We start from the raw sequence: 25,731 nt of genomic DNA, 5'->3' as shown, positions 1-25,731 counted from the left end.
CCGCTTCACACGCTGTTCGCACGGCGGGCGGAATCGTCCCGGCACCGGTGACCGTTGGGAAGAGGCATGACTGCTCTTCGCAAGCTCGGCACCTCCGACCTCCAGGTCTTCCCGCTCGCCCTCGGCGGCAACGTCTTCGGCTGGACCGCCGACGAGACCGCCTCCTTCGCCGTCCTCGACGCCTACACCGCCGCCGGCGGCAACTTCCTCGACACCGCCGACTCCTACTCGGCGTGGATCGAGGGCAACAGCGGCGGCGAGTCCGAGACCCTGATCGGCCGCTGGATCGCCGCCCGCGGCAACCGCGACGACCTGGTGATCGCCACCAAGGTCAGCCAGCACCCGGACTTCCCCGGCCTGACCGCCGCCAACATCAAGGCCGCCGCCGACGCCTCCCTGCGCCGCCTCGGCACCGACCACATCGACCTGTACTACACCCACTTCGACAAGCCCGAGGTGCCGGTCGAGGAGATCGTCGGCGCGCTCGACGACCTGGTGCGGGCGGGCAAGGTGCGGTACACGGCCGCCTCCAACATCTCGCCCGAACGCCTCCGGGCGTCCCTGGAGTTCGCCGACCGCGAGGGCCTCGCCCGGTACGTGGCGCTCCAGCCCCACTACAACCTGGTCTCCCGCGACACCTACGAGGGCGCCCTCCAGGACCTCGCCGAGCGCTCGGGGCTCGCCGCCCTCCCCTACTCCGGGCTCGCCTCCGGCTTCCTCACCGGCAAGTACCGGCCGGGCGGTGCGACGGTGGACAGCGCGCGGGCGGGGAGGGCCGCCGGGCACCTGGAGACGGAGCGGGGCCGCCGGGTCCTTCTCGTGCTGGACGAGATCGCCCGCGAGCGCGGCGCCGAGGTCGCCACGGTCGCCCTGTCCTGGCTCGCCGCCCGCCCGACGGTCACCGCCCCCATCGCCTCGGCCCGCACCCCGGAACAACTCCCCGCCCTGCTGGCGGTGGCGGATCTGAAGCTGACGGAGGGGGAAGTGGGACGGCTCACGGCGGCGTCGGACTGAGCGGCGGCGGCGTGCTGGGCGCCGTCGGGCTGAGCGGCGGGGGCGGCGAGGGTGTCGTGCCGGGCGCCGCCGGCGCGGGACGGTCGGAGGTGGTGCTGGCGCGGGCGGACGGTCGTGGGCGGCGCCGGGCTGTTCGGGTCGGGGCGAGCCGCCTATCGGGTCGGGGGCGCGCCGCCTGCGCCGTCATGCGCGACGGCGTACCGCCCCGAGCCCCCGGGGGGACGGGGTGCTTGAGCGGTTCGTCTGAGCCCTGGGGCACGTGGCGGCCTGTGCGGTCTGGCCGGGCCTGGGGCGCGTGGTGTCCGAGTGGTCCGCCGGCGCCGGTGCGTCTGCGGTCCTCCGGTTCTGCGGGGCTGGACCTTTCGCGTCCGGCCTGTCCGGCGGCCTGTGCGGTCTGGCCGGGCCTGGGGCGCGTGGTGTCCGAGCGATCCGCCGGAGCCGATGCGCCCGCGACCCCTCCGGTCCTGCGGGGCTGGACCTTCCGCGCCCGGCCTGTCCGGCGGCCTGTGCCGTCTGGCCGGGCCTGGGGCACGTGGTGTCCGAGCGATCCGCCGGCGCCGGTGCGTCTGCGACCCCTCCGGTCCTGCGGGGGCTGGACCTTCCGCGCCCGGCCCGTCCGGCGGCCTGTGCGGTCCGCCCGAGTCTGGGGTACGTGGTGTCCGAGCGATCCGCCGGCGCCGGTGCGTCTGCGACCCCTCCGGTCCTGCGGTGCCGAACCTTTCGCGCCCGCCTGGGCCTGCGGTGCCGGATCTTCCGCGCCCGCCCGGTCCTGCGGGGCCCAACCGTCCGGCGCCCTACGACTGGTAGGGGTTGGGGAGCGGGTGTGGGGCCGTCGGATATGCGTAGGCCGGGGGATGGGCGTGTCCGTAGCCTGCGGGAGGGCCGTACCCCTGGCCCTGTCCGTACACCCCGTACACCGGCCACGGCGCCACCGGGATCCGTACCGGTGGGGCCGTCATCCGGGCCGCGTGGTCCAGGGCCGGGCGGGCGACGTCCTTGCGGCGCCACAGCTCGTTGAGCAGTTCCCGCTCCCGTACGACGAAGTCGGCGCCGGCCCGCCCGCGCCGGCCCCGGTGCCGCAGGAACGCCAGTGACGTGGCGTACGCCTCGTACTCCGCGACCGCCCGCGCGGCCTGTCGGCCCAGGTGGCGTCCGGCGTACTCGCGGGCCAGCCGCCGGGCCCGCATCGAGCCGAGCGCGAAGGGTTCGGCCGGGCTCAGCCAGCCGGTGGCGGTGTAGGCGGGCAGTTCCTCGCGCACGGTGCGCAGTTCCCGCTGGCGGGTCGAGACCACGAGCCAGGTCAGCAGCCCGAACGCCGGGACCATGAACGACGCGTACACCGCGAAGAAGCCCAGCTCGCCGAAGGCCGCCGAGCCGTTCCACAGGGCGTGCATGCCCATCGCGAGCAGCAGTCCGGCCGGCGGGAGCAGCACGCGCCGCACCCGCTGGCGGTCCCCGGCGAACGCGGCGAAGCCGAAGCCGAGGCCGGTCAGCACGGTGAACAGGGGGTGCGCGAACGGGGACATGACGATCCGCACGAAGAAGGTCGCGGCGGTGACCGAGGCGATACCGCTGTCGCCGGTCATCTGGTCGGTGCCGAAGGCGGTGCCGAGGTAGAGGATGTTCTCGGTGAAGGCGAAGCCGGTGGCGGTGATCCCGGCTATGACCACGCCGTCGACGATTCCCGTGAAGTCCCGTCTGCGGAACAGGAACACGAGCAGGACGGCCGCCGCCTTGGCGGACTCCTCGACGACCGGCGCTATCACCGTCGCCCCGAGGGTGTCGGCGCTGGACGGGTCGGCGGTCGCGGTGGCTATCCAGCGGGTCGCGAAGCTGTTGGCGACGATGGCTATCAGCGCTGCCGCGCAGGCTCCCCAGGCGAACGCGAAGACCAGGTTCGGCCAGGGGCCCGGCTCCACCCGGTCCAGCCACCGGAACGCGGCGACCAGCAGCGGCACGGGCAGCACGGCCAGCCCCAGCCCGACCAGGAACCCCTGGGTGCCGGTCTGCTCCCGCACCAGCGCCAGGATGACCAGCCCGGACAGCGCGAGGAGCGTGATGAGCGCCCCGTAGCGCACCCATGCGCGCCGCCACCAGTGCGCGTGCCGCAGCGCGGCGCCCTCGGCGGGGCCGACGGGGCGCGGAGGGTACGGCGGGAACGGGGGACTGATGGCCACGGCATCGACCCTAACGAGGGAGAGGACGGTGGTGGACGGGGGTTTTCCGGGTCAGCGGTCCTCGTGCGGTACGCGACGGAAGAGCAGGTCGTTCACCACATGACCCTTGTCCAGCCCCTGTCCCTCGAAACGGGTCAGCGGCCGGAAGCCCGGTCTCGGCGCGAACCCGCCGTCGGCCCGTGTGTTCTCGAAGAGGGGGTGCGCCGTGAGCACCTCCAGCATCTGTTCCGCGTACGGCTCCCAGTCGGTCGCGCAGTGCACGATCGCGCCCGGCCGCAGTCGCGTCGCGGCGAGGTCCAGGAACTCCGGCTGGATCAGGCGCCGCTTGTGGTGCCGCTTCTTGGGCCACGGGTCGGGGAAGTACACGCGCAGTCCGTCGAGCGCGTCGGCGGTCAGCATCTCGCGCAGCAGGATGATCGCGTCGCCGTTGGCCACCCGGACGTTGGTCAGGCCGTTGTGGTCGGCGAGGTTGAGCAGATTGCCCTGGCCGGGGGTGTGCACGTCCACCGCGAGGATGTTGGTGCCGGGGTCGGCGGCCGCCATCTGCGCGGTGGCCTCGCCCATCCCGAAGCCGATCTCCAGGACCACCGGCCGGTCGTTCCCGAACAGTTCGGCGAGGTCGACGTGGTGTCCGTCGATGTCCAGCCCCCACCGGGACCACAGCCGCTGGAGGGCGTCGGCCTGCCCGGCCGTCACCCGGCTCCGCCGGGGCTGGAAGCTCCGGATCCGCCGCTCGAAGTGCGACCCGGCGGGATCGGCCTTGGGCCCGTCGGGAAACCGGGGCTCCCCCTTCGCCCGGCTGTGCCGCACGGGGACACCGGCGGCGTGCTCGGACTCGGCGGAGGAGTCGACAGCGGTGCTCGCGGCGGTGCTCGCGGCGGTGCTCACGCTGGTGGACGGCGCGGTGGGCGCCCCCGCGGACGGCGTTGCGGGCGTCGCGGGCGTCGCCGTGAACGGTGTGGCGGGCGTCGCGGTGGACCCTCCCGGCGCGGGGCGGGCGGGTTCGGGGGAGGTGAGGGAATCAGACACAGTGAGGTCGATTTTACGGGGCCGAGCTGCGCGCATGCCGTTCACCGGGAGGCGAGCACCTCCAGGGCCCGCCGGGCCACCTCCCGCCCGATCGGCAGCGAGGCCGTCGCGGCCGGGGAGGGCGCGTTGAGCACGTGTACCGCGCGCGGGCCCTGCTGGATCAGGAAGTCGTCCACCAGCGCGCCGTTCCTCAGCACGGCCTGCGCCCGCACCCCCGCCCCCGCGCGCACCAGGTCGTCCGCCTCCACCGCCGGGAGCATCCGCCGCACCGCCGTCACGAACGCCGCCTTCGACACCGACCGCCGCAGCTCCCCGGCGCCGTACCGCCAGTGCCGGCGGCCCATGTGCCAGGTGCCGGGCCAGGCCGCCGTCGCCAGGGCCTCGCGCGGCCGGACGACACCCCAGCCGTACCCCTCGCGGGCCAGCGCCGGTACCGCGTTGGGGCCGACGTGCACACCGCCGTCGATGCCTCGGGTCAGGTGCACGCCGAGGAACGGGAACGCCGGGTCGGGCACCGGATAGACCAGCCCCCGCACCAGGCCGGGCCGGGTCAGCTCGTAGTACTCGCCGCGGAACGGCACGATCCGCGCCTCCGGCTCGTCGCCGGTCATCCGGGCGATGTCGTCGCAGTACAGCCCGGCGCAGTTCACCAGCACCCGGCCGCGCACGACCTCCCCGCGCGCGGTGAGCACGGCCACGCCCCGCTCGGGCCGCCGGTCGATCCGGACGACCCGCTCGCCGTAGCGGATGTCCGCGCCGGAGGCGTCGCCGAGCCGGCGGGCCACCGCCGTGAAGTCGCAGATGCCGGTGGAGCGCACATGGATCGCGGCGAGGCCGCGCACCTCGGGTTCGTACTCCGCGATCTGGGCGGCGCCCAGCTCCTTGACCACGATGCCGTTCTCCCGGCCGCGCTGGACGAGCGCGTGCAGCCGGGGCAGCTCGGCGCGGTCGGTGGCGACGATCAGCTTGCCGGTGACCGCGTGCGGGATGCCGTACTCGGCGCAGAACTTCGTCATCTCCGCCGCGCCCTGGACCGCGTACCGCGCCTTGAGCGAGCCCGGCCGGTAGTAGATCCCGCTGTGGATCACCCCGCTGTTGCGGCCGGTCTGGTGCCGGGCCGGTCCCGGCTCCTTCTCCAGCACGGTCACCCGGGTGCCCGGCGCGGACCGCGTGAGCGCGTACGCCACCGACAGCCCGACGATGCCGCCGCCGACGACGAGCACATCACAGTCGTACGCGGGGTTCCGCACCTGCACCCGCACCACCTCCCACATCCGATAGTGCACTGCACCACTGACAATGCCTTCAAACGTGGGGGGAGGGGCCCCGGGGCGGGGCGGACGGCGGCGGTCCGGGCGTCAGGCGGGGGCGGCCATCAGCAGCGGCCGGGCCCGCTCGCGCAGCTCCACCACCCGCGGCTCGTCGCCGTACGGCTCCAGGCGGTGCAGCAGGTCCTTGACGTACTCGGTGGTGCGGGCGGAGGAGATCCGGCCGGCGACCTCCACGGCCCGCACACCCTGCTCGCACGCGGCGTCGAGGTTGCCCGACTCCAGCTCGGCGACCGCCGAGACCACCAGCCGCAGCCCGTGGGAGCGCACGAACTCCTCCGTCGGCTGCGACAGCGCCTGTTCCGTGAAACGGCGGACCTGGCGCGGCGCCTTCAGATCGCGGTAGCACTCGGCGGCGTCGGCGGCGAACCGGTCGTAGGAGTAGAAGCCGAGCCAGGACGGGTCGTTGTCGCCCTCGCGGGCGCGCTCCAGCCAGCTCTCGGCCGCCTTGAGGGCGGCCCCGGCGGCCTGGGCGTCACCCGCGCGCGCGTGGGCCCTCGCCTCGACGAGGCGGAAGAAGCTCATGGTGCGGGCGGTGGCCAGCCCCCGGTTGCGTTCCAGCGCGGCCTGCGCGAGGTCGACGCCCTCGTCGCCGAAGCCCCGGTAGGTCGCCTGGAGGGACATCGACGCCAGCACATAGCCGCCCAGGGGGACGTCCGCCGCCGCGCGCGCGAGGCGCAGCGCCTGGATGTAGTACCGCTGCGCCGCCTCCTGTTGGCCGGTGTCGAAGGCCATCCACCCGGCCAGCCTGGTCAGTTCGGCGCTTGCCCCGAACAGGGCGCGTCCGACCTCGTCGGAGTACGCCCCGAGCAGCAGCGGCGCCGCCTCCACCCGCAGGCACTCGGGCACCATCGACGAACGCCAGTCGCCGCCCCCGTACTTGGAGTCCCAGCGCCTGGCGTCCTCGGCGGCCTCCCGCAGCTTCTGCACATCGCTGTGGCCGACTTTGAGCGGTGCGCCGGACCCTTCGAGCGAGTAGGGCTCACGCGCCACCGAACTGTCGGCCGGGGTTATCAGCCAGCGGGACGCGGGCGTCGCGTACGCGCTTACTGCGAACGATCCGGCCAGCGACTGCCAGATGCCCCCGGAGCCGGCCCGGCGGCCGGCGAGGTCGAGGCGGTACAGGTCCGTGGCGGAGCGCACGGCCTGGCCGACGTCCCGCGGGAAGGCGAGGCCGACCTCGGGCGCGGGATCCGCGTCGGCCAGGCCGATCTCGTGGAGCGGTACCGGGCGGCCGAGCTTCTGTCCGATGGCGGCCGCGATGAGGTGCGGCGCGGCGCCCTGCGGCACCATGCCCTTCGACACCCAGCGCGCCACGGACGTCTTGTCGTAGCGAAGCGTCAACCCGCGCTGGGCGCCGAGGTCGTTGACGCGCCGCGCGAGTCCTGCGTTGCTGATTCCCGCGAGGGCGAGAACGGCGCCGAGCTTTTCGTTCGGCCCGCGTTGCTCCCTGGACATTGCGCCACCCCTCGACACAGACGGCTGCCGCGCTTGGCATAACCATGCGGCATTCGTAAACCCAGCGTAGTTCGCCGCATCCCAAGCGTTAAGGGGCATTCTTCCGGATGGCGGGATTGTGGTCCGTACTGAAGTGCGGGCTTCGGCACGGTCTGTCGCGGTGTGCTCCCGCTGTGTGGCCGTGCGCCCGTGCGTGCGCTCTTCTCCGGCCATGGGGGAAGCGGTTCCATGGGCCGTGCGTGGGTCGGCCCGCTGTACTGGATCCAGTGGGCTGGGGGACACCGCCGCCTTCATCCCCGCGGGCGGCGGAGCGGTCCGGGAGGCGGCGTCCGTCTCCCGGACCGGCGCTGCCCGTCACGGGCACGCGCGTGTGTACGGAGCGTGTGCGGAGCCTGCCCGCCGGGACGCCGACTCGGCCCGCACGTACGGGATTTGGCTGAAAACCGACCCTCTGTTCCATGGGTGACAACGCCTCCCACCACGCAAATCGAGGGCGCGCAGGGCGTTTTCGGGGAGCGTAGCGGGGGCGCATTCACGTCGCAGCGGCAGGGGTGCCGTCACCCCCTCCCGTCGGCGCCGACGCCGGTGTGCGGGCGCACTCCCCGGATCGCAAGCCGCGCCGCCTCCCTCTGGCACGCGTTCTTCGTGGCAGCATGTGAACCGTTCGTACGGTGCACTCGTTTGTCCACAGCCTGTGGAGGCGTCGATGCGGTGGTTGGTGGGATGGAGCAGCACCGCCGCGGGTGCCCTCGGCAAGACCGTCGGATTCGACGGCCGGGAGCCCTACGGCGGCCAAGTGGGCGACGAGGGCGAGACCTTGCACCCCGTGGGGTCCCAACTCCTGTGGGGCGACCCGGATCCGCTGTGGGCGGTCGGCGACTGGCGCCCCGACGAGGTGCGCGTCGTCCGGGCCGACGCCCAGACCCGGATCGCCGTTCTCGGCATCTGCGGGGCCAGCGACGAGCAGTTGCGCGTGGGGCTGTTCGCCGCGCGCGGGGGCGCCCTGCGCCACCTCACCGCCTGGCCCGGCAGCTACACCGCGGTCGTCCAGGTCGGCCGGCGCGTCACCGTCTGCGGCGATCTGGCGGGCGCCCGCCCGGTGTTCCACACCCCGTGGGCGGGCGGCACCGCCTACGCGACGGCCGCGCTGCCGCTGGCCGACCTCATCGAGGCCAACCTCGACTTCGGCCACCTCGCGGCGCTGCTGGCCGCCCCCGACGTCCCGGCCGCCCTGCACGACTCCACCCCCTACGACGGCGTACGACGTGTTCCGCCGGGGCACGCGCTGATCCTGCGCGCCGGGGCGCGTGAGATCGCCGGCTACGAGCCGGTCGCCTCCCTCGCCGTCGCGGCACCCCCGTCCGACCCGGACCGCGCGGTCGACGGGGTCCGCGACGCGCTCGTCGACGCGGTCCGCGCCCGGCTCGCCGCACCCCGGCACGTCCCCGACATCGACCCGGGCCCGGTTCCCGGCATGGGCCCCGCCGAACGGCGCGCCGCGCGCGGGATGCCCGTCCCCGGCATCGGCGCCGACCTCTCCGGCGGCCCCGCCTCGGGCACCCTCGCCCTGCTCGCGGCGGGCCTGCCCGGCCGTCCGGGCACGGTCCTGGGCCACGGCACCGGCGCCGGGGAACGCCTCCTGGCGGTCACCTTCAACGACCTGGCCGTCGGCGGCCGCGAGGCCGAGGTGCAGCGGGCCGGCACCCTCGCCGCCAACCCGCGCCTGCACCACGTCGTGGTCGCTGGCGACGAGGCGACCCTGCCGTACGCCGACCTGGACGGCCCGCTGACCGACGAGCCCGGCCCGAGCCTCGTCACCGCCGCCCGGCACCGCGCGCGGCTCGCCGCGGGCAGCGCCGACCACTTCACCGGCCACGGCGCCCGCCAGGTCCTCGACGCCCACCCGGCCCGCCTCGCCGACCTGCTGATGGACCGCAAGCGACGCCACCTGGTGCGCCCCGTCGCGGCCCTCACCAAGGCCGAGGGCTCGGTCCTCGTCCCCGCGCGCGTGTACGGCGCGGCCCGCCGCCTCGCCCGCACCCCGTACGGCGCCGGCGTGGAGGGCCTCGCGGAACGGCTCCGCCAGCGCCGCTTCGACGAGCCCGGCGGCGCCGTCGGTGCCTCCCTCGCCGCCCTCGCGTGGGGCGGCCCCGGCCCCGCGGCACGCTGGCTGACGGGCGAGGCCCTGGCTGAAGTATCGGTTCGCCTGGAGGGCGGGGCGTACCGCAACGGCGGTGGCCCCGGACAGCGCCCCGGTGACCACCGCGCGCGTGCCGCCCTGTCCCGGCACGCCGCCGACCTGCGCGTCCTGGAACAGGCGGCCGAGATCCGCTCCCAGCGCCTGCACGCGCCCTTCCTCGACAACCAGGTCGTCCGCGCGTCCCGCGCGCTCCCCGAGACCCTGCGCGTACGGCCCGGCGCCCGTGCGGAGATCCTGCGTACGGTGCTCAAGGCGTCCGGCATCGCCGATCTGCCGGCCGGCTGGGGCACCCCCTCCCAGGCGTCCGCCGACGCGGCCGCCCGCGCGGGCCTGCGGATGTCCACCGACCCGCTGCTCTCCCTCTTCGACGCGCCCCTCCTGGCGGAGGCGGGCCTGATCGAGGCGAGAGTCGTCCGCAAGGCCCTCAGAGCGGCCGCCTCCGGCGAACGCCTCCCCCTGGACGGCCTGGCCGACCTCGTCTCCCTGGAACTCTGGCTCCGCCGCCTCCTGTCCCGCCGAGGCACCTGCTGGACGGGAACACCGGCACGCGCACGTGCGGTGCCCGCGGGCATCGCACCGCAGCGGCGGGCGGTGTCCTCCGGGGGGTGAGGGGCGTGCGGTGTCCTTCGGGGTGGGTCAGGGGACCTGTGGTGTCCTTCGGGGGGTGAGGCGTCGGGTGGAGCCTTCGCGGCAGCGAGGCGTCCGGGCTGGGGCCGTTGGGTGGAGCCTTCCGGGTCTGAGTGTCGGGGCAGGGCTGTGGGTCTGAGCCGTCGGGCTGGGGCCGTTGGGTGGAGCCTTCCGGGTCTGAGTGTCGGGGCAGGGCTGTGGGTCTGAGCCGTCGGGCTGGGGCCGTTGGGCGGAGCCCTCTGGGTCCGAGCGCCGGGGCAGGGCTTTCGGTCTGAGCCGCCGGGTGGGGCCCTCGGGCGGGATCCTTCGGAGTTCGAGGCGTCCGGGCGGAGGCGCGGGCCGCGTCTTCGGGGGCTGAGCAGCCCGGCTGAGCCCCCGGCCGTGCCTTCGGGCTGAGCCCTCGGGCTGAGCCGCGGCCGAGCCTTCGGGTCGGCCGGTCAGGCGGGTCGGCCGGTCAGGCGGGTCGGCAGGCCACGCCGGGCCGGTCACGCCGGGCCGGTCACGGGAAAATCGGCGACGCCCTTCCCCGCGCCCCGGTGACAATGGGCGGGTGCGGTACAGAATCCTGGGCGTCACCCAGACAGCGGACGACCACGGCATCCCCGTACCCGTTCCCGGCAGCCGGCTGCGCACCCTGCTTACCGCGCTGGCGCTGCGGCCCGGCCGCCTCACCGCCCCGGACGTCCTCATCGACGAGGTCTGGGCCGACACTCCGCCCCAGGACGCCCCCGCCGCCCTCCAGGCCCTCGTCGGCCGACTGCGCCGCACCGTGGGCAAGGACACCGTCACGTCCGGCCCCGGCGGCTACCGCCTCGCCGCGACCGAGGACGACGTGGACCTCTTCGTCTTCGAGAAACTCGTGCACCGGGGCACCGCCGCCCTGCGCCACGGCGACCCGTCCGACGCCGTCCAGGCCCTGGACACCGCCCTCGCGCTGTGGCGCGGCCCCGCCCTGGCCGACCTTCCCGACCGCACCGCGGCCGCCCGCCCCGAGGCCCTGCACCGGGACGCCGTCCGCGCCCGCGCCGAGGCGGACCTCCTCCTCGGCCGTGCCCACGAGGCTGTCCCGCGCCTGTCGGAACTCACCGCCGCCCACCCGTACGACGAACCGCTGCACGCCCTCCTCATCCGCGCCCTGCGCGACACCGGCCGCGCCGCCGACGCGCTCGCCGCCTACGAGACGGCCCGCCGCACCCTCGCCGACGGCCTGGGCACGGACCCCGGGCCGGAACTGCGTGCGCTGTACGCCGAACTGCTCGACGGGGAGGGTGGCGGCGACAGTGACGGCGAGGGCAAGGGGGAGACGGGTGGTGGGACCCCCGCACCGGACCCCGTCCCCGGCCGGTCGGCTTCGCCCCTCACCCCGCCCCCGTCGCCCGAGCGGAACGGCAACCTGCGTCCGCGTCTTACCTCTTTCGTGGGCCGGGAACCCGAGCTGGATGCCATCCGTTCCACTCTGCACAGGGCCCGTCTCGTCACCCTCACCGGTCCGGGCGGCTCGGGCAAGACCCGTCTCGCCGAGGAAGCCGCCGCCGGGCTTCCGCAGGCGTGGCTGGTCGAACTGGCCCCGCTGGACCGGCCGGAGGCCGTGCCGGGCGCGGTGGTCAGCGCCCTCGGTCTGCGCGAGACCGTCCTGCTGGCCTCTGACCTGGCCGTCCCGCAGGACGACCCGGTCGCCCTGCTCGTCGAGTACTGCGCCCCGCGCAGCGAACTCCTGATCCTTGACAACTGTGAGCATGTCATCGGCGCGGCCGCCGCCCTCGCCGAGACCCTCCTCACCCGCTGCCCGGGTCTCACGATCCTCGCCACCAGCCGCGAGCCCCTGGGCGTCCCCGGCGAGCAGGTCCGCCCGGTCGAACCCCTCCTGCCCGACCAGGCGCACCGCCTCTTCCGGGAGCGCGCGGCCGCCGTCCGTCCCGACGCGGCCGCCGCCCTCCGGGAGCGGGACGAACAGGCGGTCGCCGAGATCTGCCGCCGGCTCGACGGCCTGCCCCTGGCCATCGAACTGGCCGCCGCCCGGCTCCGGCTGCTCACCCCCCGCCAGATCGCCGACCGGCTCGACGACCGCTTCCGCCTCCTCACCTCCGGAAGCCGCACGGTCCTGCCCCGCCAGCAGACCCTGCGGGCCGTCGTCGACTGGTCCTGGGACCTGCTCGACGCACCGGAGCGGACCCTGCTGCGCGAGCTGTCCGTCTTCGCGGGCGGCTGGGACCTCGACGCCGCCGAGGCCGTGTGCACCGGCCCGGTCGCGGACCTCGTCGGCGCCCTGGTCGACAAGTCCCTGGTGGTCGCCGCCCCGGCCCCGCCCGGCCCGGACGGCACCGAGGGCATGCGCTTCCGCATGCTGGAGACGATCCACGAGTACGCCACCGAGCGCGCCGCCGAGGTCCCGCACGCGCGCGTGGCCGCCGAGCGACGGCACCGCGCGTGGGTGCGCGCGCTCACCGAGCGGGCCGACTCCAAGCTGCGCACCGCGGAGCAACTGCCGTGGATCGCACGGCTGGAGACCGAGCTGGACAACATCCGGGCGGCGACCCGGCGCGCGCTCACCTCCGGCGACGAGGAGGAGGCCACCGCCCTGTGCCTCGCCATGGGCTGGTTCTGGTGGCTGCGCAACTACCGCCACGAGGGCGCCGAGTGGACCGACAGCACCCTTCGCCTGGCGGCCGTCCTGGACACCCTCCCCGAGGGCTCTGCGACCGTCCCTGGCGACCTCGACGCCCTGGCGGCCGCCGTCGACCCCCTGGAGGTCTTCCTGGCCGAGCCGGCCGGTGAGCGGGACCACCCGCGGCACACCGGACGGATGGACCTGCGGATGCTGCATCTGTTCCTGCTGTCCGAGTCCCGGCCGGGCATGAGGACCGACGGGCGGTACCGCGAGTACCTCCTGCGCCTGCTCGCCCGCTACGAGCGCGGCGGCCCCGAGTCCGCCAGGATGCCCGGCCTGATCTGGCCCGTGACGGCCTTCCAGCTCCGGGACGGCGTCGACCCGCCGGCCCCTTTCGACCCGCCGGCTCCTTTCGACCCGCGGGAGCCGACCGACGCGCGGGTCACGGCGGGCGGCGTGACGGACGTCCGTGTCGTCATGGACGAGGCCGTCGCCAACTGCCGCCGCCACGGCGGGGAATGGGAGCTGGGCTGCGCCCTGATGTTCCGTGCGCACACGGTCGTCGACTCGCCCGGCAGGCTGCGCGGCGTCGACGACGACCTCGCGGAGCTGCGTGAGATCGCCCGCCGGGTCGGCGACCGCTGGATGCGGGCCCAGGTGTGCGGCGCGTCGGGTGAGGCGGCGATGGCGCGGGGCCGTTTCGCGGAGGCGGAGCAGGAGTACCGCGAGGGGCTGCGGCTGGCGTACGAGGTCGGCGCGTACACCGAGACGCCGTTCCTGATGACCCGGCTCGCGGAGATCGCCTACCGCTCGGGTGACCTCGACGCCGCCCGGGCGGCGCTCGACGAGGCGCAGATCGCCGCCGACCGGCACAGCGCCCTGGACGCCCAGGCGTTCGTGTCCCTGCTGAGGGCCCATATCGCGCTCGCCGACGGCGATGTGGCCGGCGCGCGCGAGTTGTGCGAGGCGGCCCGGGTGGAGACGGGGAGGGGCAGCCCGCCGCCCCAGTTCACGGCGGCCCTGCGCATGCTCGACGCGCAGATCCTGGCGGCCGAGTCCGGCCCGGCGTACGGCCTGCCGCTGCTCGCCGACGCGCTGCGGCGGGCGCTGGTGGACCAGTGCTCCGAGGCGATCATGTCGGCGGTGGTGGACAGCGCGGTGGAGCTGTTGGTCCGGCTCGGGGACTTCCCGCGCGCGGCGGGGCTGCTGGCGGCCGCCGACGTGCTGCTCGGTCCGTTCCCCCGCCCGGCCCCGCAGGCCGCGCAGAGGGCGAAGGCGGAAGCCGCGGCCCGTACGGCCCTGGGCGCCGAGCGGTACGCGGCGGAGCGGGCCAGGGGCGAGGCCCTGCCCGTGGCCGAGGTGGTCCGTGAGCTGACCGCCGCCGCCCGCGCCCACGCCGTGCCCGCGCGTCGCTGAGGCGGCCTACGCGCAGGTGAACTTGGAGTCCGCCCAGTCCGCGAGGGCCAGCTTGTCGAAGTGGCTGTGCGGTTCGACCACCAGGCGCACGCTCTCGTGGCCGGTGAGGTTCACATGGACGGGCACCGCGGGGTCACCGCCCTCGATCACCCCGGACCGCCACAGCGGGACCCCGTCGGCGAGGACGGCGAAGGTGACCTTGCCGAGCTTCATCGTCAGGTCGTCGATGCCGACCATCGCGTCGTAGGCGGTGCAGGGCCGGTTGAGGTCGACGGTGACGGCGGAGGCGCCGTGCACGGTCACCCCGCGCGCGTACTCCCGGTCCGCGATGGACAGTCCGGAGCGCTGCCACACCCAACTGCTGCGGGCGAGCCGGATCTCCGGTCCGCTGCCGTCCCCGGTGATGTCGAAGGACAGCTCGCTCAGCGGGAAGACGGCCGGAGCCGGCGGGGGAGGGGGCGTCGGGGTCGGCGTGGGTGTCGGTGTCGGGGTCGGAGTGGGGGTGGGCGAGGGGGTCGGCGTGGGTGTGGGGGTCGGTGTCGGAGTGGGCGTGGCCCGCGGTGTCGGGGTGGGTGTCGGCGTCGGGGCGGTGGCCGGGACGACCACCGGCGGCACCGGCGCGGGCGCCCGGGTGGGGGTCGGCGTGGGTGTGGGCACCTGGGGCTGGACCACGGGCGCGGACGGCGCGGGTTCGGCCTGCGGCCGTGGGGCCGGGCTGTCGTCGCCGACGAGCGCGAGGGCGACGACGGCGGCCGCCACCGCCACCACACCGGCGGCGATTCCGGCCTTCACCGGGGCACCCAGCCCCTCCGAGACGGCCGCCCCGCCGCCGGCTCCGGCGCTGCCCGAGGAGCCGCCGCTCGCCGCGGCCGCCGCGCCCGCGATCCCCGCCGCGCCCGCTCCGGTGCCCCCGGCGACGAGCGCGAGGGCCTTGGCGTATCCGGCGGCGCCGAACCAGCCGATGACCGCGACCGGCACCACCGCCGGGATGCTGCTGGCCACTTCCTCGATCTGGAGGGCGGCCAGCCGGCACTTGGCGCACTCCTCCAGGTGCTTGCGCAGGCCCCGTTCGGCGCGGGTGCGCAGCCGGCGGCGGGCGTAGGTGCCGAGCTGGTCGGCGTAGGCGGCGCACTCCTCGTCGTCGGTGAGGGTGGCGCTGACATGGGCCTGGAGGTACGCCTGCTTGAGGCCCTCGCGGGCGCGGCTGGCGAGCACGCGCGTGCCGTTGGCGTCGAGGCCGAAGAGCATCGCGACCTCGCTGGGCGACTCGTCCTCCACCTCGGTGTGCCAGAGCACGGCCTGCCAGCGCTCGGGCAGCGAGCGGAAGGCCTGCATGGCCATGGACTGTTCGGCCTCGTGCATCGCGCGGACGTCGGCGCCGAGGTCCAGGCCCGCCCCGAAGGAGCCCATGGAGGCCGAGTCGTCGGCCACCTCGGAGGCGCGGGCGGCCTGCGTGGCGAACACGGCGAAGTCGTCGACGAGCTGCTCGCGCTTGGCCGACTGCGTCCAGCCGGCGGCCACCCGCCGGACGGAGGTCAGCAGATAGGCGCGGACGGCGTACTCGGGCCCGGAGCCGCCGCGCACGGCCTGGAGCATGCGGGCGAAGACCTCGGCGGTGAGGTCGTCGGCGGTGTGGGCGTCCCGGCAGCAGGTGCGGGCGTAGCGGCGTACGGCGTCGGCGTGGCGCCGGTACAGCTCCTCGTACGCGGTGTCGTCCCCGGAGCGCATCCGGGCGATCAGATCGGTGTCGGGCGGCGGCAGATCGCGCGGCGGTGGCAGCACGCCGTCGTCGGACCGCTCCCACTGGGCCGGTACACCGCCCTGTGGTGCGCCCTGGGCACCTGGGCCGCCGGAGCGCCCGCCGGGGGCACCGGAGGCACTCGCCCGCCCGCCCTGGCTCGGTACCTGCTCGTCGCGTCCGTCAACGCTCATCGCGGAAAGCCCCCGCCGACTGCCCTACCCGTCCAGACCACCGGGTCAGACTGCCATAGCGACTTTGCTCGCGACCCGCCAGGACGGACCATCCACTCTTCCGTGGGGAACTGTCGAGATCCAGTACTAACTTTCACTCGAACGGGGAAGGTTCAACTGCCGTTTCCAGGGCAGGAGTTGGGCCGCTGTTCCGGGACCGCCGCCGCGACCGCGGCCGCGACGGACGGTCCGAGTCAGGAAGCCGGGGTCGGCCGGGACCGCAGCCCCTCCAGCAGGATGTCCAGCAGTCGCGCCGAGGCCGCCGCCTGCTGTGCCGCGTCCGGCAGCGAGGGCGCGGCCGTGGCGATCACCAGCAGGACGTCGGAGACCGACACGTCCGGCCGCAGCTCGCCCGCCTCGCGCGCCCGCTCCACGAGCCGGCCCACCACGTCGAGCAGCGCCGCCGCACCGGAGTCGTCGCCCAGGGAGGCACCCGAGCCGTCCGGGACACCCGACGCGTCCGAGGCTGCGGCCGAAGCACCCGCAGCCCCCGACACACCCTCGTCGGCCACCAGCCGCAGCTCGCCGCCGCCCGGCTGGGTCCGCTGCTGCGGCACCCGGGCCTGGTCCACCGGCGCGCCCTCGGCGCCGTCCTCCTCGGCGACGCCGACCCGCAGCACCTGCGGCGGCAGCAGGCGGCCGGCACCCGAGGCGACCGACGTCCGCAGGAAGCGCGACAGCGCCGACCACGGCTCGTCCTCCTGCCCCAGCGCCGCCCGGGCCTGCTCGGTCAGCCGGGAGGTCTCCTCCTCGGCTATCCGCCGCACCAGGACGTCCTTGCTCGGGAACCGCCGGTACACCGTGCCCACGCCCACACGCGCGCGCCGCGCCACGTCCTCCATCGGCGCGCCGTACCCCAGCTCGCCGAAGACCTCGCGCGCCGCCCGCAGGACGTGTTCGAGATTGCGCTGTGCGTCCACGCGCAGGGGTGCGCTGCGCGCGTCCCCGCGTCCGCTGTCCACCGCCGCTCCCGCGCCGCCGCTGTGCGCGAGGGCGGAGGCGGACGACCAATGAGTGTCCTGAATGTGCATGAATGATCCCCCGGTAATGACGTCTCCCCCCGGAGACTCCCCGTCATCGAAAACCTGGGGTGTGTGGCACAGGGGATCGCGACCGGCCCGCGTCCGCCGCTCGCGGACACGGAAGGTGTATCCCCCTACACCCCGTCGACACGAACATAGTTGAGAGACAGTCAATTCAGAAGGGGCAGGTTCCGCACGGAGCGCCCCCCGATCGGAGTACGAGCCGCATACGTCCCGATTGCGCCCCTTCCGCCACCCCGGTGCACCCCCGCTGACCTGCGAACTTGCCCCGCACTCCCCGGTTTCGGCCAACCCCGCGGCGCCATGACGTGCGGTCACACAAATTGTCGAGGCTGTGGACAAAGTCCGGCGCCCGGTGCGTCATGGGATGGTGAAGGAACGTGCGCGCATTCTCGTTGTCGGCGGCGGCTACGTCGGGATGTACACGGCCCTGCGGCTCCAGCGGCAGTTGAGACAGGAACTCCGCCGGGGCGAGGCCGAGATCACCGTCGTCACCCCCGAGCCGTACATGACGTACCAGCCGTTCCTGCCCGAGGCGGCCGCCGGTGCCGTCTCCCCGCGGCACGTCGTGGTCCCGCTGCGCCGCGTCCTGCCGCACTGCCGGGTCCTCGTCGGCGAGGTCACCGCCGTCGACCACGCCAAACGCAGCGCGACCCTCACCACCCTCGCCACCCAGGAGGAGGGCACCGGACCCCGGCAACTGGAGTACGACGAACTGGTCCTCGCGCCCGGCTCCGTCTCCCGCACCCTCCCGATCCCGGGCCTCGCCGACTTCGCCATCGGCTTCAAGACCGTCGAGGAGGCCATCGGACTGCGCAACCACGTCATCGAACAGATGGACATCGCCTCCTCCACCCGCGACCCCGCGATCCGCGACGCCGCCCTCACCTTCGTCTTCGTCGGCGGCGGGTACGCGGGCGTGGAGGCGCTCGGCGAACTGGAGGACATGGCCCGCTACACCACGCGCTACTACCACAACGTCAAACCCGAGGACATGAAGTGGATCCTGGTCGAGGCGTCCGACCGGATCCTGCCCGAGGTCGGCGAGGACATGGGCCGCTACACGGTCAGCGAACTGCGCCGCCGCAACATCGACGTACGGCTCGACACCCGCCTGGAGTCCTGCGCCGACCGCATCGCCGTCCTCAGCGACGGCGCCCGCTTCCCGACCCGTACGGTCGTCTGGACGGCCGGGGTGAAACCCCACCCCGTGCTCGCCGCCACCGACCTGCCCCGCACCGAACAGGGCCGGCTGAAATGCACCCCCGAGCTGGCCGTCGAGGGCGTCACGCACGCGTGGGCGGCCGGTGACGCCGCCGCCGTACCCGATGTGACGGCCTCCGCCCCCGGCGCCCTCACCGCGCCCAACGCCCAGCACGCCGTCCGCCAGGCCAAGCTCCTCGGCGACAACATCGTGCGCTCCCTGCGCGGCGAACCCCTGCGCACGTACGCGCACGCGTACGCCGGATCCGTCGCCTCGCTCGGCCTCCACAAGGGCGTCGCCCAGGTCTACGGGCGCAAGGTCAAGGGCTACCCGGCCTGGTTCATGCACCGCGCCTACCACCTCAGCCGCGTGCCCACCTTCAACCGCAAGGCACGCGTGCTCGCCGAATGGACGCTTTCCGGGCTCTTCAAACGGGAGATCGTCTCGCTCGGATCTCTCGAACATCCCCGCGCCGAGTTCGAACTCGCTGCCGGTGGAAAGCCTTCTGACAGGTCTTCCGACGACCCGAAGGGGTCGTCCTGACCGGATCCAGGAACTCCCCCGGCCGCCCCCGCGTCTGACGAATACCGGACCCCCGACGGCGGCCGCACTGCCAGACTGCTCCCTGCCCACAGCCCCCGCGCTCAAGCCCCCTCCCCGACCCCCCGTCCCCACCCATCCCACGACGCCGTTCCCACCCGCTCCACCTCCCGGGTACTGCGACAATGTGCGGCCACCGCCGCGCGGCCCCCCGAGCCCAGGCCGGGCCCGGAGCCGGCCGACGACGACTACACGAGGCAAGGATTCGTGAACTTCACGCGCTGGAGCGCCCGGCTCCCCGGAACGCAGCGCCGCGCCGCCGCGCGGGCCGAGCACCCGGTCACCACCACGGACCGGCGGAGCGAGGGCTCCGTACCCGCGGCCCGCGCCGAACACCTGACCGACGAACCGTCCCCCGTCCCCGCCGTCGACGAACTCCCGGTCCGTGAGGTCCTCGACCGCGTCCCCGCCCTCGTCGCCCTCGTCCACGGCCCCGACCACCGCCTCGCGTACGTCAACGACGCCTACACCGCCGCCTTCGGCCACCGCTCCTGCGGCGCACCCGCCGCCGACGCCCTCCCCGAACTCCGCGACCTCGGCCTGCTCCCCCTCCTCGACCAGGCCCTGCGCAGCGGCAAGCCCCGCACCCTGAAGTCCCGCAAGGCCCCCGACGGCCGCTCCTACACCTTCACCTGCACCCCGGCCGCCGAGAAGAACGGCGAAGGCGCCGTCCTCGTCTTCGCCACCGACGTCACCGACCACGCCGAGGCCGCCGAGCGCCTCAGAGCCAGCGAGCGCCGCCAGCGCGAGACCGCCGTCACCCTCCAGCGCTCCCTGCTCCCCCAGGAACTCGAACAGCCGGACGACCTGCGCATCGCCGCCACCTACCAGCCCGGCGGCACCGAAGCCGCGGTCGGCGGCGACTGGTACGACGTCATCACCCTCGGCGGCGGCCGCACCGCCCTCGTCATCGGCGACGTCATGGGACGCGGCGTCCGCGCGGCGGCCGTCATGGGCCAGCTCCGCACCGCCGTCCGCGCCTACGCCCGCCTCGACCTCCCCCCGCACGAGGTCCTCCAGCTCCTCGACGGCCTCGCCACCGAGATCGACGCCAACCAGATCGCCACCTGCGTCTACGCCATCCACGACCCCAACGAGGGCCGCCTGGTGTACGCCTCCGCCGGCCATCTGCCCATCCTGGTCCGTGACGACCAGGGCCGGGTCCAGCGCGCCGACGAACCCACCGGACCGCCCCTGGGCACCGGCGGCTGGATGCACTCCTCCGGCTCCATCGCCCTCGGCCCGGGCTCCACCGCCGTCCTCTACACCGACGGTCTGGTCGAGCGGCGCAACGAAGACCTCGACGAGGGCATCGCCGCCCTGGAGCGCGCCCTGGCCGGTGCCACCGGCACCCCGCAGGTCGTCTGCGACCGCCTGGTCCGCTCGGCGGGCGTCACCGCCGACCATGACGACGATGTCGCGGTCCTCGTCCTCCAGCACCCCGCCCGCACCGGCCCCGACGGCGAACTGTTCCGCAACGCCGCGCTGGACCTCCTCGGCGGTGTCGAGGCCGCCCCACGCGCGCGTGCCTTCGCCTCCGGCGTCCTCACGAGCTGGCGCTTCCCGCCCGAACTGCACGACACCGGCGTCCTCGCCACCAGCGAACTCGTCGCCAACTCCCTCCAGCACGGCACCCCGCCGATGCGGCTGCGCCTGCGCCGCACCGACCGCCGCCTGATCATCGAGGTCACCGACGGCGACGACCACCTGCCGCGCCGCCGCCGCGCCGAACCGGCCGACGAGTCGGGCCGCGGCATCGCCATCGTCGCCACGATCGCCACCCACTGGGGCAGCCGCCGCACCCCGGGCGGCGGAAAAGCGGTGTGGTGCGAGTTCGCCCTACCGAAGAAACCGGCCGACCGAGCCGACCGGGCGAGCTGACACACGGAACGCGGCGAGGAGAAACGACCGAAACAGGGACCCGAACACCCCTTCCCCGCGCGTAGCACCTAGGCGAACCCGCCCCCCGGTGCTACTAGCTCCCCATGGCAGACGCAACGGGCTTTCACCTCAAGGGAAGCGCCCCCGAGCGCTACGAACACTATGTCGCGCCCCTCATGGCGCCCTTCGTCACGGCACTCGTGGACGCCGCGGACCTCTTCCCCGGCGCCACCGTCCTCGACCTCGCCTGCGGCACCGGCTTCGCCGCACGCGCCGCGGCCGCCCAGGCGGGCCCCACCGGGCGCGTCGCCGGCGTCGACCTGAACGACGGCATGCTCAAGATCGCCACCGCGTGCCACCCCCGCCTCTACCCGGACATCGAGTTCACCCCCGCCCCGGCCGACGACCTCCCCTACCCCGAGGCGGCCTTCGACGCCGTGCTCTGCCAGCAGGGCGCCCAGTTCTTCCCCGACCTCGACGCCGCCCTGCGCGAGACCGCGCGCGTCACCCGCCCCGGCGGCCGCTTCGCCGCCACCGTCTGGTCCCACCTCGACGACTCCCCGTACTTCCTCGCCCAGCGCGACGCCCTGGCCGAGCACGGGGAGACGGTGGTGCCCTTCGAAGCGGCCTTCCAGGCGGCCGACCGCCTGACCGCGGCCGCCGCCCGCGCCGGCTTCCACGACATCATCCGCCGCCGGCTGACCTTCACCGTCACCCTCCCCCCGCTGGAGGAGTACGTCCCCGGCCATCTCTCCGCGACCCCCTGGGGCCAGACCATCGCCGACAGCGGCGACGACGAGGCCCTCCTGAGGACGGCCCGCTCGATCGTCGACCGCCTCCCCGAGGCCACGACGGCCTTCCCCTTCACCGCGACCCTGGTGACCGCCGTCCGCTGACCCGGCCGCGCACACGACGAGAGGGCGGCCGCCGCGCACCGCACGACGACCGCCCTCCCGCACGACGACCTCAGGCCCCCGCGCCCACGGACTCCACAGCGGCCCCACCCTTGGCCACCACCCGGTTCCGCACCCGCCACGGCTGATCCTGTACGGCGGTGAGCTGCCGCCCCAGCCGGAGAGCGAGCCAGCTGATCCCCAGCGAGAACAGCAGGAACGTCACGATGTACGGCGCGTGCAGCGAGGCCCCCATCGGCCCGCCCACCGCCGGACCCACGGCCAGCGCGAGCTGCTTGACCAGCGCGAACGCCGAGTTGTACTGCCCCGCGAGCCCGCTCGGCGCCAGATCGGCGACCAGCGGCGCGACGGTCGGCGACAACATCGCCTCACCCAGCCCGAACAGCGCGTACGTCGACACGAACGCCGCCGTCGCCATCGCCTGGCTGCCGTGCCCGAGACCGGCGTACCCGGCCACGGCCCACGCCACGGCCCAGATCAGCCCCACGGCCGCGATCACCCGGGACCGCTTCTGCCGCTCGACGAACCGCAGCACCGCGAACTGCGCGACGACGATCACCGCGGTGTTGGCGGCGAGCGCGGTCCCCAGCGCCGAGGTGGAGATACCGGCCGCCTCCACGCCGTACGCGCTCAGACCCGACTCGAACTGCCCGTAGCAGGCGAAGAACAGGACGAAGCCCAGGACGCACAACTGCACCATGGCCCGATTGCCCAGGAGCTGCTTCCAGCCGCCTTTGGCGGACCCCTGGGGCGCGTCCTCCACGCGCGGGGCGCGCGGCATCCGCACCGTCGTCATCACGACGGCCAGCATCAGGAAGATCGCCGCCTCGATGGAGAACAGCAGGGTGAACGACGAGACACGCGTGGTGTCCACCAGGTGCCCCCCGATCAGACCGCCGACGCCGAGGCCGAGGTTCTGAAGGAAGAACTGCGTGGCGAAGGCCCGCGACCGCGTCGCCGCGGTCGAGCAGTCCACGATCATCGTCGCGAGCGCCGGCTGCATCACGGCCTGCCCGGCACCCAGCGCGGCCGAGGCCGCCAGTACGGCGGCGGCACTGCCGGCCAGCCCCAGGCTCAGCGCGCCCAGCGCGGCGGTGACCAGAGCGACGAGCAGGACCGGCAGTGGTCCGCGCCGCACGATCGCCCGGCCGGCGAACGGCAGCACGATCAGCGCGGCCACGGCGAAGACGGCGAGCACGAGTCCCGCCGTCATGGCTCCGAGGCCCCGCACCTGCGCCACATAGACGTACAGGTAGGGGACCGTGAAACCGAGCCCGAACGCGCTGAGTGCGTTGCCCACGTGGATCCGGCGCATCGCTGCGCCCATCGCCATGGTCACGTTCACCTCTCTCAACCAGTTAGGAGTGAAGACTTCAAAGCTAAAGTTCGAAGCTAAAGAGTACACATCGAAGAACTTCAAGGCAAAGGGCGATCGTGGGATACTGCCGCCATGGCCGACACCAGCGGCGTCCCGGAGCCGACACTCGAGGAACAGATCGCCGCCTACCAGCGCGAGTTCCAGGACCTCGACCCCCAGGTCGAGAAGATCGTGTCCGCGCTCTCCCGGCTGAACCGCCGTATGAACGTCGCGTACGGCCGCCAGACCGCCGCCCTCGGCATCAGCAACGCCGAGTGGGAGGTCCTCAAGGCCCTCGTGCTCTCCGGCGCCCCCTATCGGATGGGCCCGAGCGACCTCGCCAAGCGGCTGGGCCTGACGCCGGCCGCGATGACCCACCGGATCGACCGCATGGTGACCGAGGGACTGGTGACCCGGGAGCGGGACGAGTCCAACCGGGTCCGCGTCATCGTGGAGCTGACGCCGGAGGGCCGCGGGAAGTGGCTGGAAGCCATGCGGCTCGCCTCGGTCTTCGAGGAGGAGCTGCTCCAGGACCTCGCCGCGGACGAGCGCGCGACCCTGGGCGAGGTACTGACCCGCCTCCTGCGCCGGGTGGAGCACGCCCAGCCGGACGCCGGCGGACGGCTCAGCGACCTGGACTGACCCCTCCAGCAGGGGCAACGAAAAGATCTTGACAGGGGAGCTTGACTCGGCCCGTCGGGATCCGTAGAGTTCTTCGGGTTGCCGCGGAGCCGTAACGGTTCTTCGGTGGCACTCCGCCGCGATAGCGGCACTCACACCAAACGCACGATCTCCCGACGGGGTTGAATTCGCATGCCCGAATTCAATTCGATTCGGGACCGGCAGCTCGATTAGCAACTGCCGAGCGGATCCGCTAAGGTTTGAGACGTCGGAACGGCCCAACAGCCGGGAAGGCAAACCCCCTCTGACTGGGAATCAGACGCCGAAAGGATCTGATAGAGTCGGAACCGCCGGAAAGGAAACGCGAGAGCGGGACCTGGAAAGCACCGAGGAAATCGGATCGGGAAAAGGTCTGATAGAGTCGGAGACGCAAGACCGAAGGGAAACTGCCCGGAGGAAAGCCTGAGAGAGTCTCTTGGGTGAGTACAAAGGAAGCGTCCGTTCCTTGAGAACTCAACAGCGTGCCAAAAATCAACGCCAGATATGTTGATACCCCGTCCATGGCAGTGATAGCCGTGGATGAGGTTCCTTTGAAACAAAACACAGCGAGGACGCTGGATGCGAGGGGATTATTCCTCCTCTCGTTCCGCTCTCGTGCGTGTTGTCCCGATCACGGGAAAACATTCACGGAGAGTTTGATCCTGGCTCAGGACGAACGCTGGCGGCGTGCTTAACACATGCAAGTCGAACGATGAAGCCCTTCGGGGTGGATTAGTGGCGAACGGGTGAGTAACACGTGGGCAATCTGCCCTGCACTCTGGGACAAGCCCTGGAAACGGGGTCTAATACCGGATATCACTCTTGCAGGCATCTGTGAGGGTCGAAAGCTCCGGCGGTGCAGGATGAGCCCGCGGCCTATCAGCTTGTTGGTGAGGTAATGGCTCACCAAGGCGACGACGGGTAGCCGGCCTGAGAGGGCGACCGGCCACACTGGGACTGAGACACGGCCCAGACTCCTACGGGAGGCAGCAGTGGGGAATATTGCACAATGGGCGAAAGCCTGATGCAGCGACGCCGCGTGAGGGATGACGGCCTTCGGGTTGTAAACCTCTTTCAGCAGGGAAGAAGCGAAAGTGACGGTACCTGCAGAAGAAGCGCCGGCTAACTACGTGCCAGCAGCCGCGGTAATACGTAGGGCGCAAGCGTTGTCCGGAATTATTGGGCGTAAAGAGCTCGTAGGCGGCTTGTCACGTCGGGTGTGAAAGCCCGGGGCTTAACCCCGGGTCTGCATTCGATACGGGCTAGCTAGAGTGTGGTAGGGGAGATCGGAATTCCTGGTGTAGCGGTGAAATGCGCAGATATCAGGAGGAACACCGGTGGCGAAGGCGGATCTCTGGGCCATTACTGACGCTGAGGAGCGAAAGCGTGGGGAGCGAACAGGATTAGATACCCTGGTAGTCCACGCCGTAAACGGTGGGAACTAGGTGTTGGCGACATTCCACGTCGTCGGTGCCGCAGCTAACGCATTAAGTTCCCCGCCTGGGGAGTACGGCCGCAAGGCTAAAACTCAAAGGAATTGACGGGGGCCCGCACAAGCAGCGGAGCATGTGGCTTAATTCGACGCAACGCGAAGAACCTTACCAAGGCTTGACATACACCGGAAACGGCCAGAGATGGTCGCCCCCTTGTGGTCGGTGTACAGGTGGTGCATGGCTGTCGTCAGCTCGTGTCGTGAGATGTTGGGTTAAGTCCCGCAACGAGCGCAACCCTTGTTCTGTGTTGCCAGCATGTCCTTCGGGATGATGGGGACTCACAGGAGACCGCCGGGGTCAACTCGGAGGAAGGTGGGGACGACGTCAAGTCATCATGCCCCTTATGTCTTGGGCTGCACACGTGCTACAATGGCCGGTACAAAGAGCAGCGATACCGTGAGGTGGAGCGAATCTCAAAAAGCCGGTCTCAGTTCGGATTGGGGTCTGCAACTCGACCCCATGAAGTCGGAGTTGCTAGTAATCGCAGATCAGCATTGCTGCGGTGAATACGTTCCCGGGCCTTGTACACACCGCCCGTCACGTCACGAAAGTCGGTAACACCCGAAGCCGGTGGCCCAACCCCTTGTGGGAGGGAGCTGTCGAAGGTGGGACTGGCGATTGGGACGAAGTCGTAACAAGGTAGCCGTACCGGAAGGTGCGGCTGGATCACCTCCTTTCTAAGGAGCACAGTACCGATTGCAGGCAAATGTTCTGCACGGTCAGCTCATGGGTGGAACGTTGATTATTCGGT

14 protein-coding genes and 1 rRNA gene are annotated in these 25,731 nt (G+C 72.9%); 8 read left to right on the top strand and 7 right to left on the bottom strand.

Going from position 1 to position 25,731, the window contains the following annotated elements:
- The first annotated feature begins 66 nt into the window (after positions 1-66).
- The gene (locus AFM16_RS18860) at positions 67-1,014 is read left to right on the top strand and encodes an aldo/keto reductase (RefSeq protein ID WP_078634021.1); all 948 of its coding nucleotides are present in this window, start codon (positions 67-69) and stop codon (positions 1,012-1,014) included.
- A 794-nt stretch (positions 1,015-1,808) separates the two neighbouring features.
- Here AFM16_RS18860 and AFM16_RS18855 read toward each other — a convergent pair.
- The 4 genes from AFM16_RS18855 to AFM16_RS18840 form a co-directional block, all read right to left on the bottom strand.
- The gene (locus AFM16_RS18855) at positions 1,809-3,191 is read right to left on the bottom strand and encodes a PrsW family intramembrane metalloprotease (RefSeq protein ID WP_078634020.1); all 1,383 of its coding nucleotides are present in this window, start codon (positions 3,189-3,191) and stop codon (positions 1,809-1,811) included.
- A gap of 51 nt (positions 3,192-3,242) precedes the next feature.
- A complete protein-coding gene (gene trmB, locus AFM16_RS18850; protein WP_037877257.1) occupies positions 3,243-4,001 on the bottom strand; it encodes a tRNA (guanosine(46)-N7)-methyltransferase TrmB in 759 nt (252 codons plus the stop codon).
- A 260-nt stretch (positions 4,002-4,261) separates the two neighbouring features.
- A complete protein-coding gene (gene lhgD / locus AFM16_RS18845) occupies positions 4,262-5,494 on the bottom strand; it encodes an L-2-hydroxyglutarate dehydrogenase (protein WP_078634018.1) in 1,233 nt (410 codons plus the stop codon).
- Positions 5,495-5,578: 84 nt separating this feature from the next.
- On the bottom strand, positions 5,579-7,006 hold the full coding sequence (locus AFM16_RS18840) for an NsdA family TPR-like regulatory protein (protein ID WP_030798085.1): 1,428 nt from the start codon (positions 7,004-7,006) through the stop codon (positions 5,579-5,581).
- A 706-nt stretch (positions 7,007-7,712) separates the two neighbouring features.
- Between AFM16_RS18840 and AFM16_RS18835 the strand changes: the two genes are divergently transcribed.
- Together AFM16_RS18835 and AFM16_RS18830 are read left to right on the top strand one after the other, a co-directional pair.
- On the top strand, positions 7,713-9,815 hold the full coding sequence (locus AFM16_RS18835) for an asparagine synthase-related protein (protein WP_078634017.1): 2,103 nt from the start codon (positions 7,713-7,715) through the stop codon (positions 9,813-9,815).
- A gap of 568 nt (positions 9,816-10,383) precedes the next feature.
- The gene (locus AFM16_RS18830) at positions 10,384-13,857 is read left to right on the top strand and encodes an AfsR/SARP family transcriptional regulator (RefSeq protein WP_078634016.1); all 3,474 of its coding nucleotides are present in this window, start codon (positions 10,384-10,386) and stop codon (positions 13,855-13,857) included.
- 6 nt (positions 13,858-13,863) lie between these two features.
- Here AFM16_RS18830 and AFM16_RS18825 read toward each other — a convergent pair whose 3' ends face one another.
- On the bottom strand, positions 13,864-15,789 hold the full coding sequence (locus AFM16_RS18825; RefSeq protein ID WP_078634015.1) for a sigma-70 family RNA polymerase sigma factor: 1,926 nt from the start codon (positions 15,787-15,789) through the stop codon (positions 13,864-13,866).
- A 233-nt stretch (positions 15,790-16,022) separates the two neighbouring features.
- Positions 16,023-16,859, bottom strand: coding sequence for a TetR/AcrR family transcriptional regulator (locus AFM16_RS18820; protein WP_030798563.1), 837 nt, complete (start codon positions 16,857-16,859; stop codon positions 16,023-16,025).
- A gap of 379 nt (positions 16,860-17,238) precedes the next feature.
- Here AFM16_RS18820 and AFM16_RS18815 point away from each other — a divergent pair, with 379 nt between their 5' ends.
- The 3 genes from AFM16_RS18815 to AFM16_RS18805 all read left to right on the top strand — a co-directional run bounded on the left by AFM16_RS18815 (position 17,239) and on the right by AFM16_RS18805 (position 21,452).
- Entirely contained in the window at positions 17,239-18,618 is a 1,380-nt protein-coding gene (locus tag AFM16_RS18815; RefSeq protein ID WP_030798561.1) for an NAD(P)/FAD-dependent oxidoreductase, read from the top strand.
- Between the two features lie 264 nt (positions 18,619-18,882).
- A complete protein-coding gene (locus AFM16_RS18810; RefSeq protein ID WP_078634014.1) occupies positions 18,883-20,556 on the top strand; it encodes an ATP-binding SpoIIE family protein phosphatase in 1,674 nt (557 codons plus the stop codon).
- A gap of 104 nt (positions 20,557-20,660) precedes the next feature.
- On the top strand, positions 20,661-21,452 hold the full coding sequence (locus tag AFM16_RS18805) for a class I SAM-dependent methyltransferase (RefSeq protein ID WP_078634013.1): 792 nt from the start codon (positions 20,661-20,663) through the stop codon (positions 21,450-21,452).
- Between the two features lie 70 nt (positions 21,453-21,522).
- Here the strand turns inward: AFM16_RS18805 and AFM16_RS18800 are convergent, their stop codons facing one another.
- Positions 21,523-22,797: an MFS transporter gene (locus tag AFM16_RS18800; protein WP_078637016.1), complete on the bottom strand. Its 1,275-nt coding sequence runs from the start codon at positions 22,795-22,797 to the stop codon at positions 21,523-21,525.
- A 123-nt stretch (positions 22,798-22,920) separates the two neighbouring features.
- On the opposite strand from AFM16_RS18800, the gene AFM16_RS18795 reads away from it, so the two are divergent.
- Entirely contained in the window at positions 22,921-23,469 is a 549-nt protein-coding gene (locus tag AFM16_RS18795; RefSeq protein ID WP_030798546.1) for a MarR family winged helix-turn-helix transcriptional regulator, read from the top strand.
- 662 nt (positions 23,470-24,131) lie between these two features.
- Positions 24,132-25,657, top strand: a 16S ribosomal RNA gene (locus AFM16_RS18785).
- Positions 25,658-25,731 lie beyond the last annotated feature (74 nt).

Origin of the sequence: Streptomyces antibioticus (assembly GCF_002019855.1) — a bacterium.
In the GTDB taxonomy this organism is placed as follows: Bacteria; Actinomycetota; Actinomycetes; order Streptomycetales; family Streptomycetaceae; genus Streptomyces; species Streptomyces antibioticus_B.
Note: the sequence above shows the minus strand (reverse complement) of the source record. Positions and strands in the feature narration are given on the sequence as shown.

Excerpts from the sequence above, each read along its gene's own strand:
- AFM16_RS18835 (WP_078634017.1), top strand. The coding sequence starts at position 7,713 with ATGCGGTGGTTGGTGGGATGGAGCAGCACCGCCGCGGGTGCCCTCGGC.
- lhgD (WP_078634018.1), bottom strand. The coding sequence starts at position 5,494 with ATGTGGGAGGTGGTGCGGGTGCAGGTGCGGAACCCCGCGTACGACTGT.
- AFM16_RS18800 (WP_078637016.1), bottom strand. The coding sequence starts at position 22,797 with ATGGGCGCAGCGATGCGCCGGATCCACGTGGGCAACGCACTCAGCGCG.
- AFM16_RS18795 (WP_030798546.1), top strand. The coding sequence starts at position 22,921 with ATGGCCGACACCAGCGGCGTCCCGGAGCCGACACTCGAGGAACAGATC.
- AFM16_RS18840 (WP_030798085.1), bottom strand. The coding sequence starts at position 7,006 with ATGTCCAGGGAGCAACGCGGGCCGAACGAAAAGCTCGGCGCCGTTCTC.
- AFM16_RS18805 (WP_078634013.1), top strand. The coding sequence starts at position 20,661 with ATGGCAGACGCAACGGGCTTTCACCTCAAGGGAAGCGCCCCCGAGCGC.
- AFM16_RS18820 (WP_030798563.1), bottom strand. The coding sequence starts at position 16,859 with ATGCACATTCAGGACACTCATTGGTCGTCCGCCTCCGCCCTCGCGCAC.
- AFM16_RS18815 (WP_030798561.1), top strand. The coding sequence starts at position 17,239 with ATGGTGAAGGAACGTGCGCGCATTCTCGTTGTCGGCGGCGGCTACGTC.
- AFM16_RS18860 (WP_078634021.1), top strand. The coding sequence starts at position 67 with ATGACTGCTCTTCGCAAGCTCGGCACCTCCGACCTCCAGGTCTTCCCG.
- AFM16_RS18825 (WP_078634015.1), bottom strand. The coding sequence starts at position 15,789 with ATGAGCGTTGACGGACGCGACGAGCAGGTACCGAGCCAGGGCGGGCGG.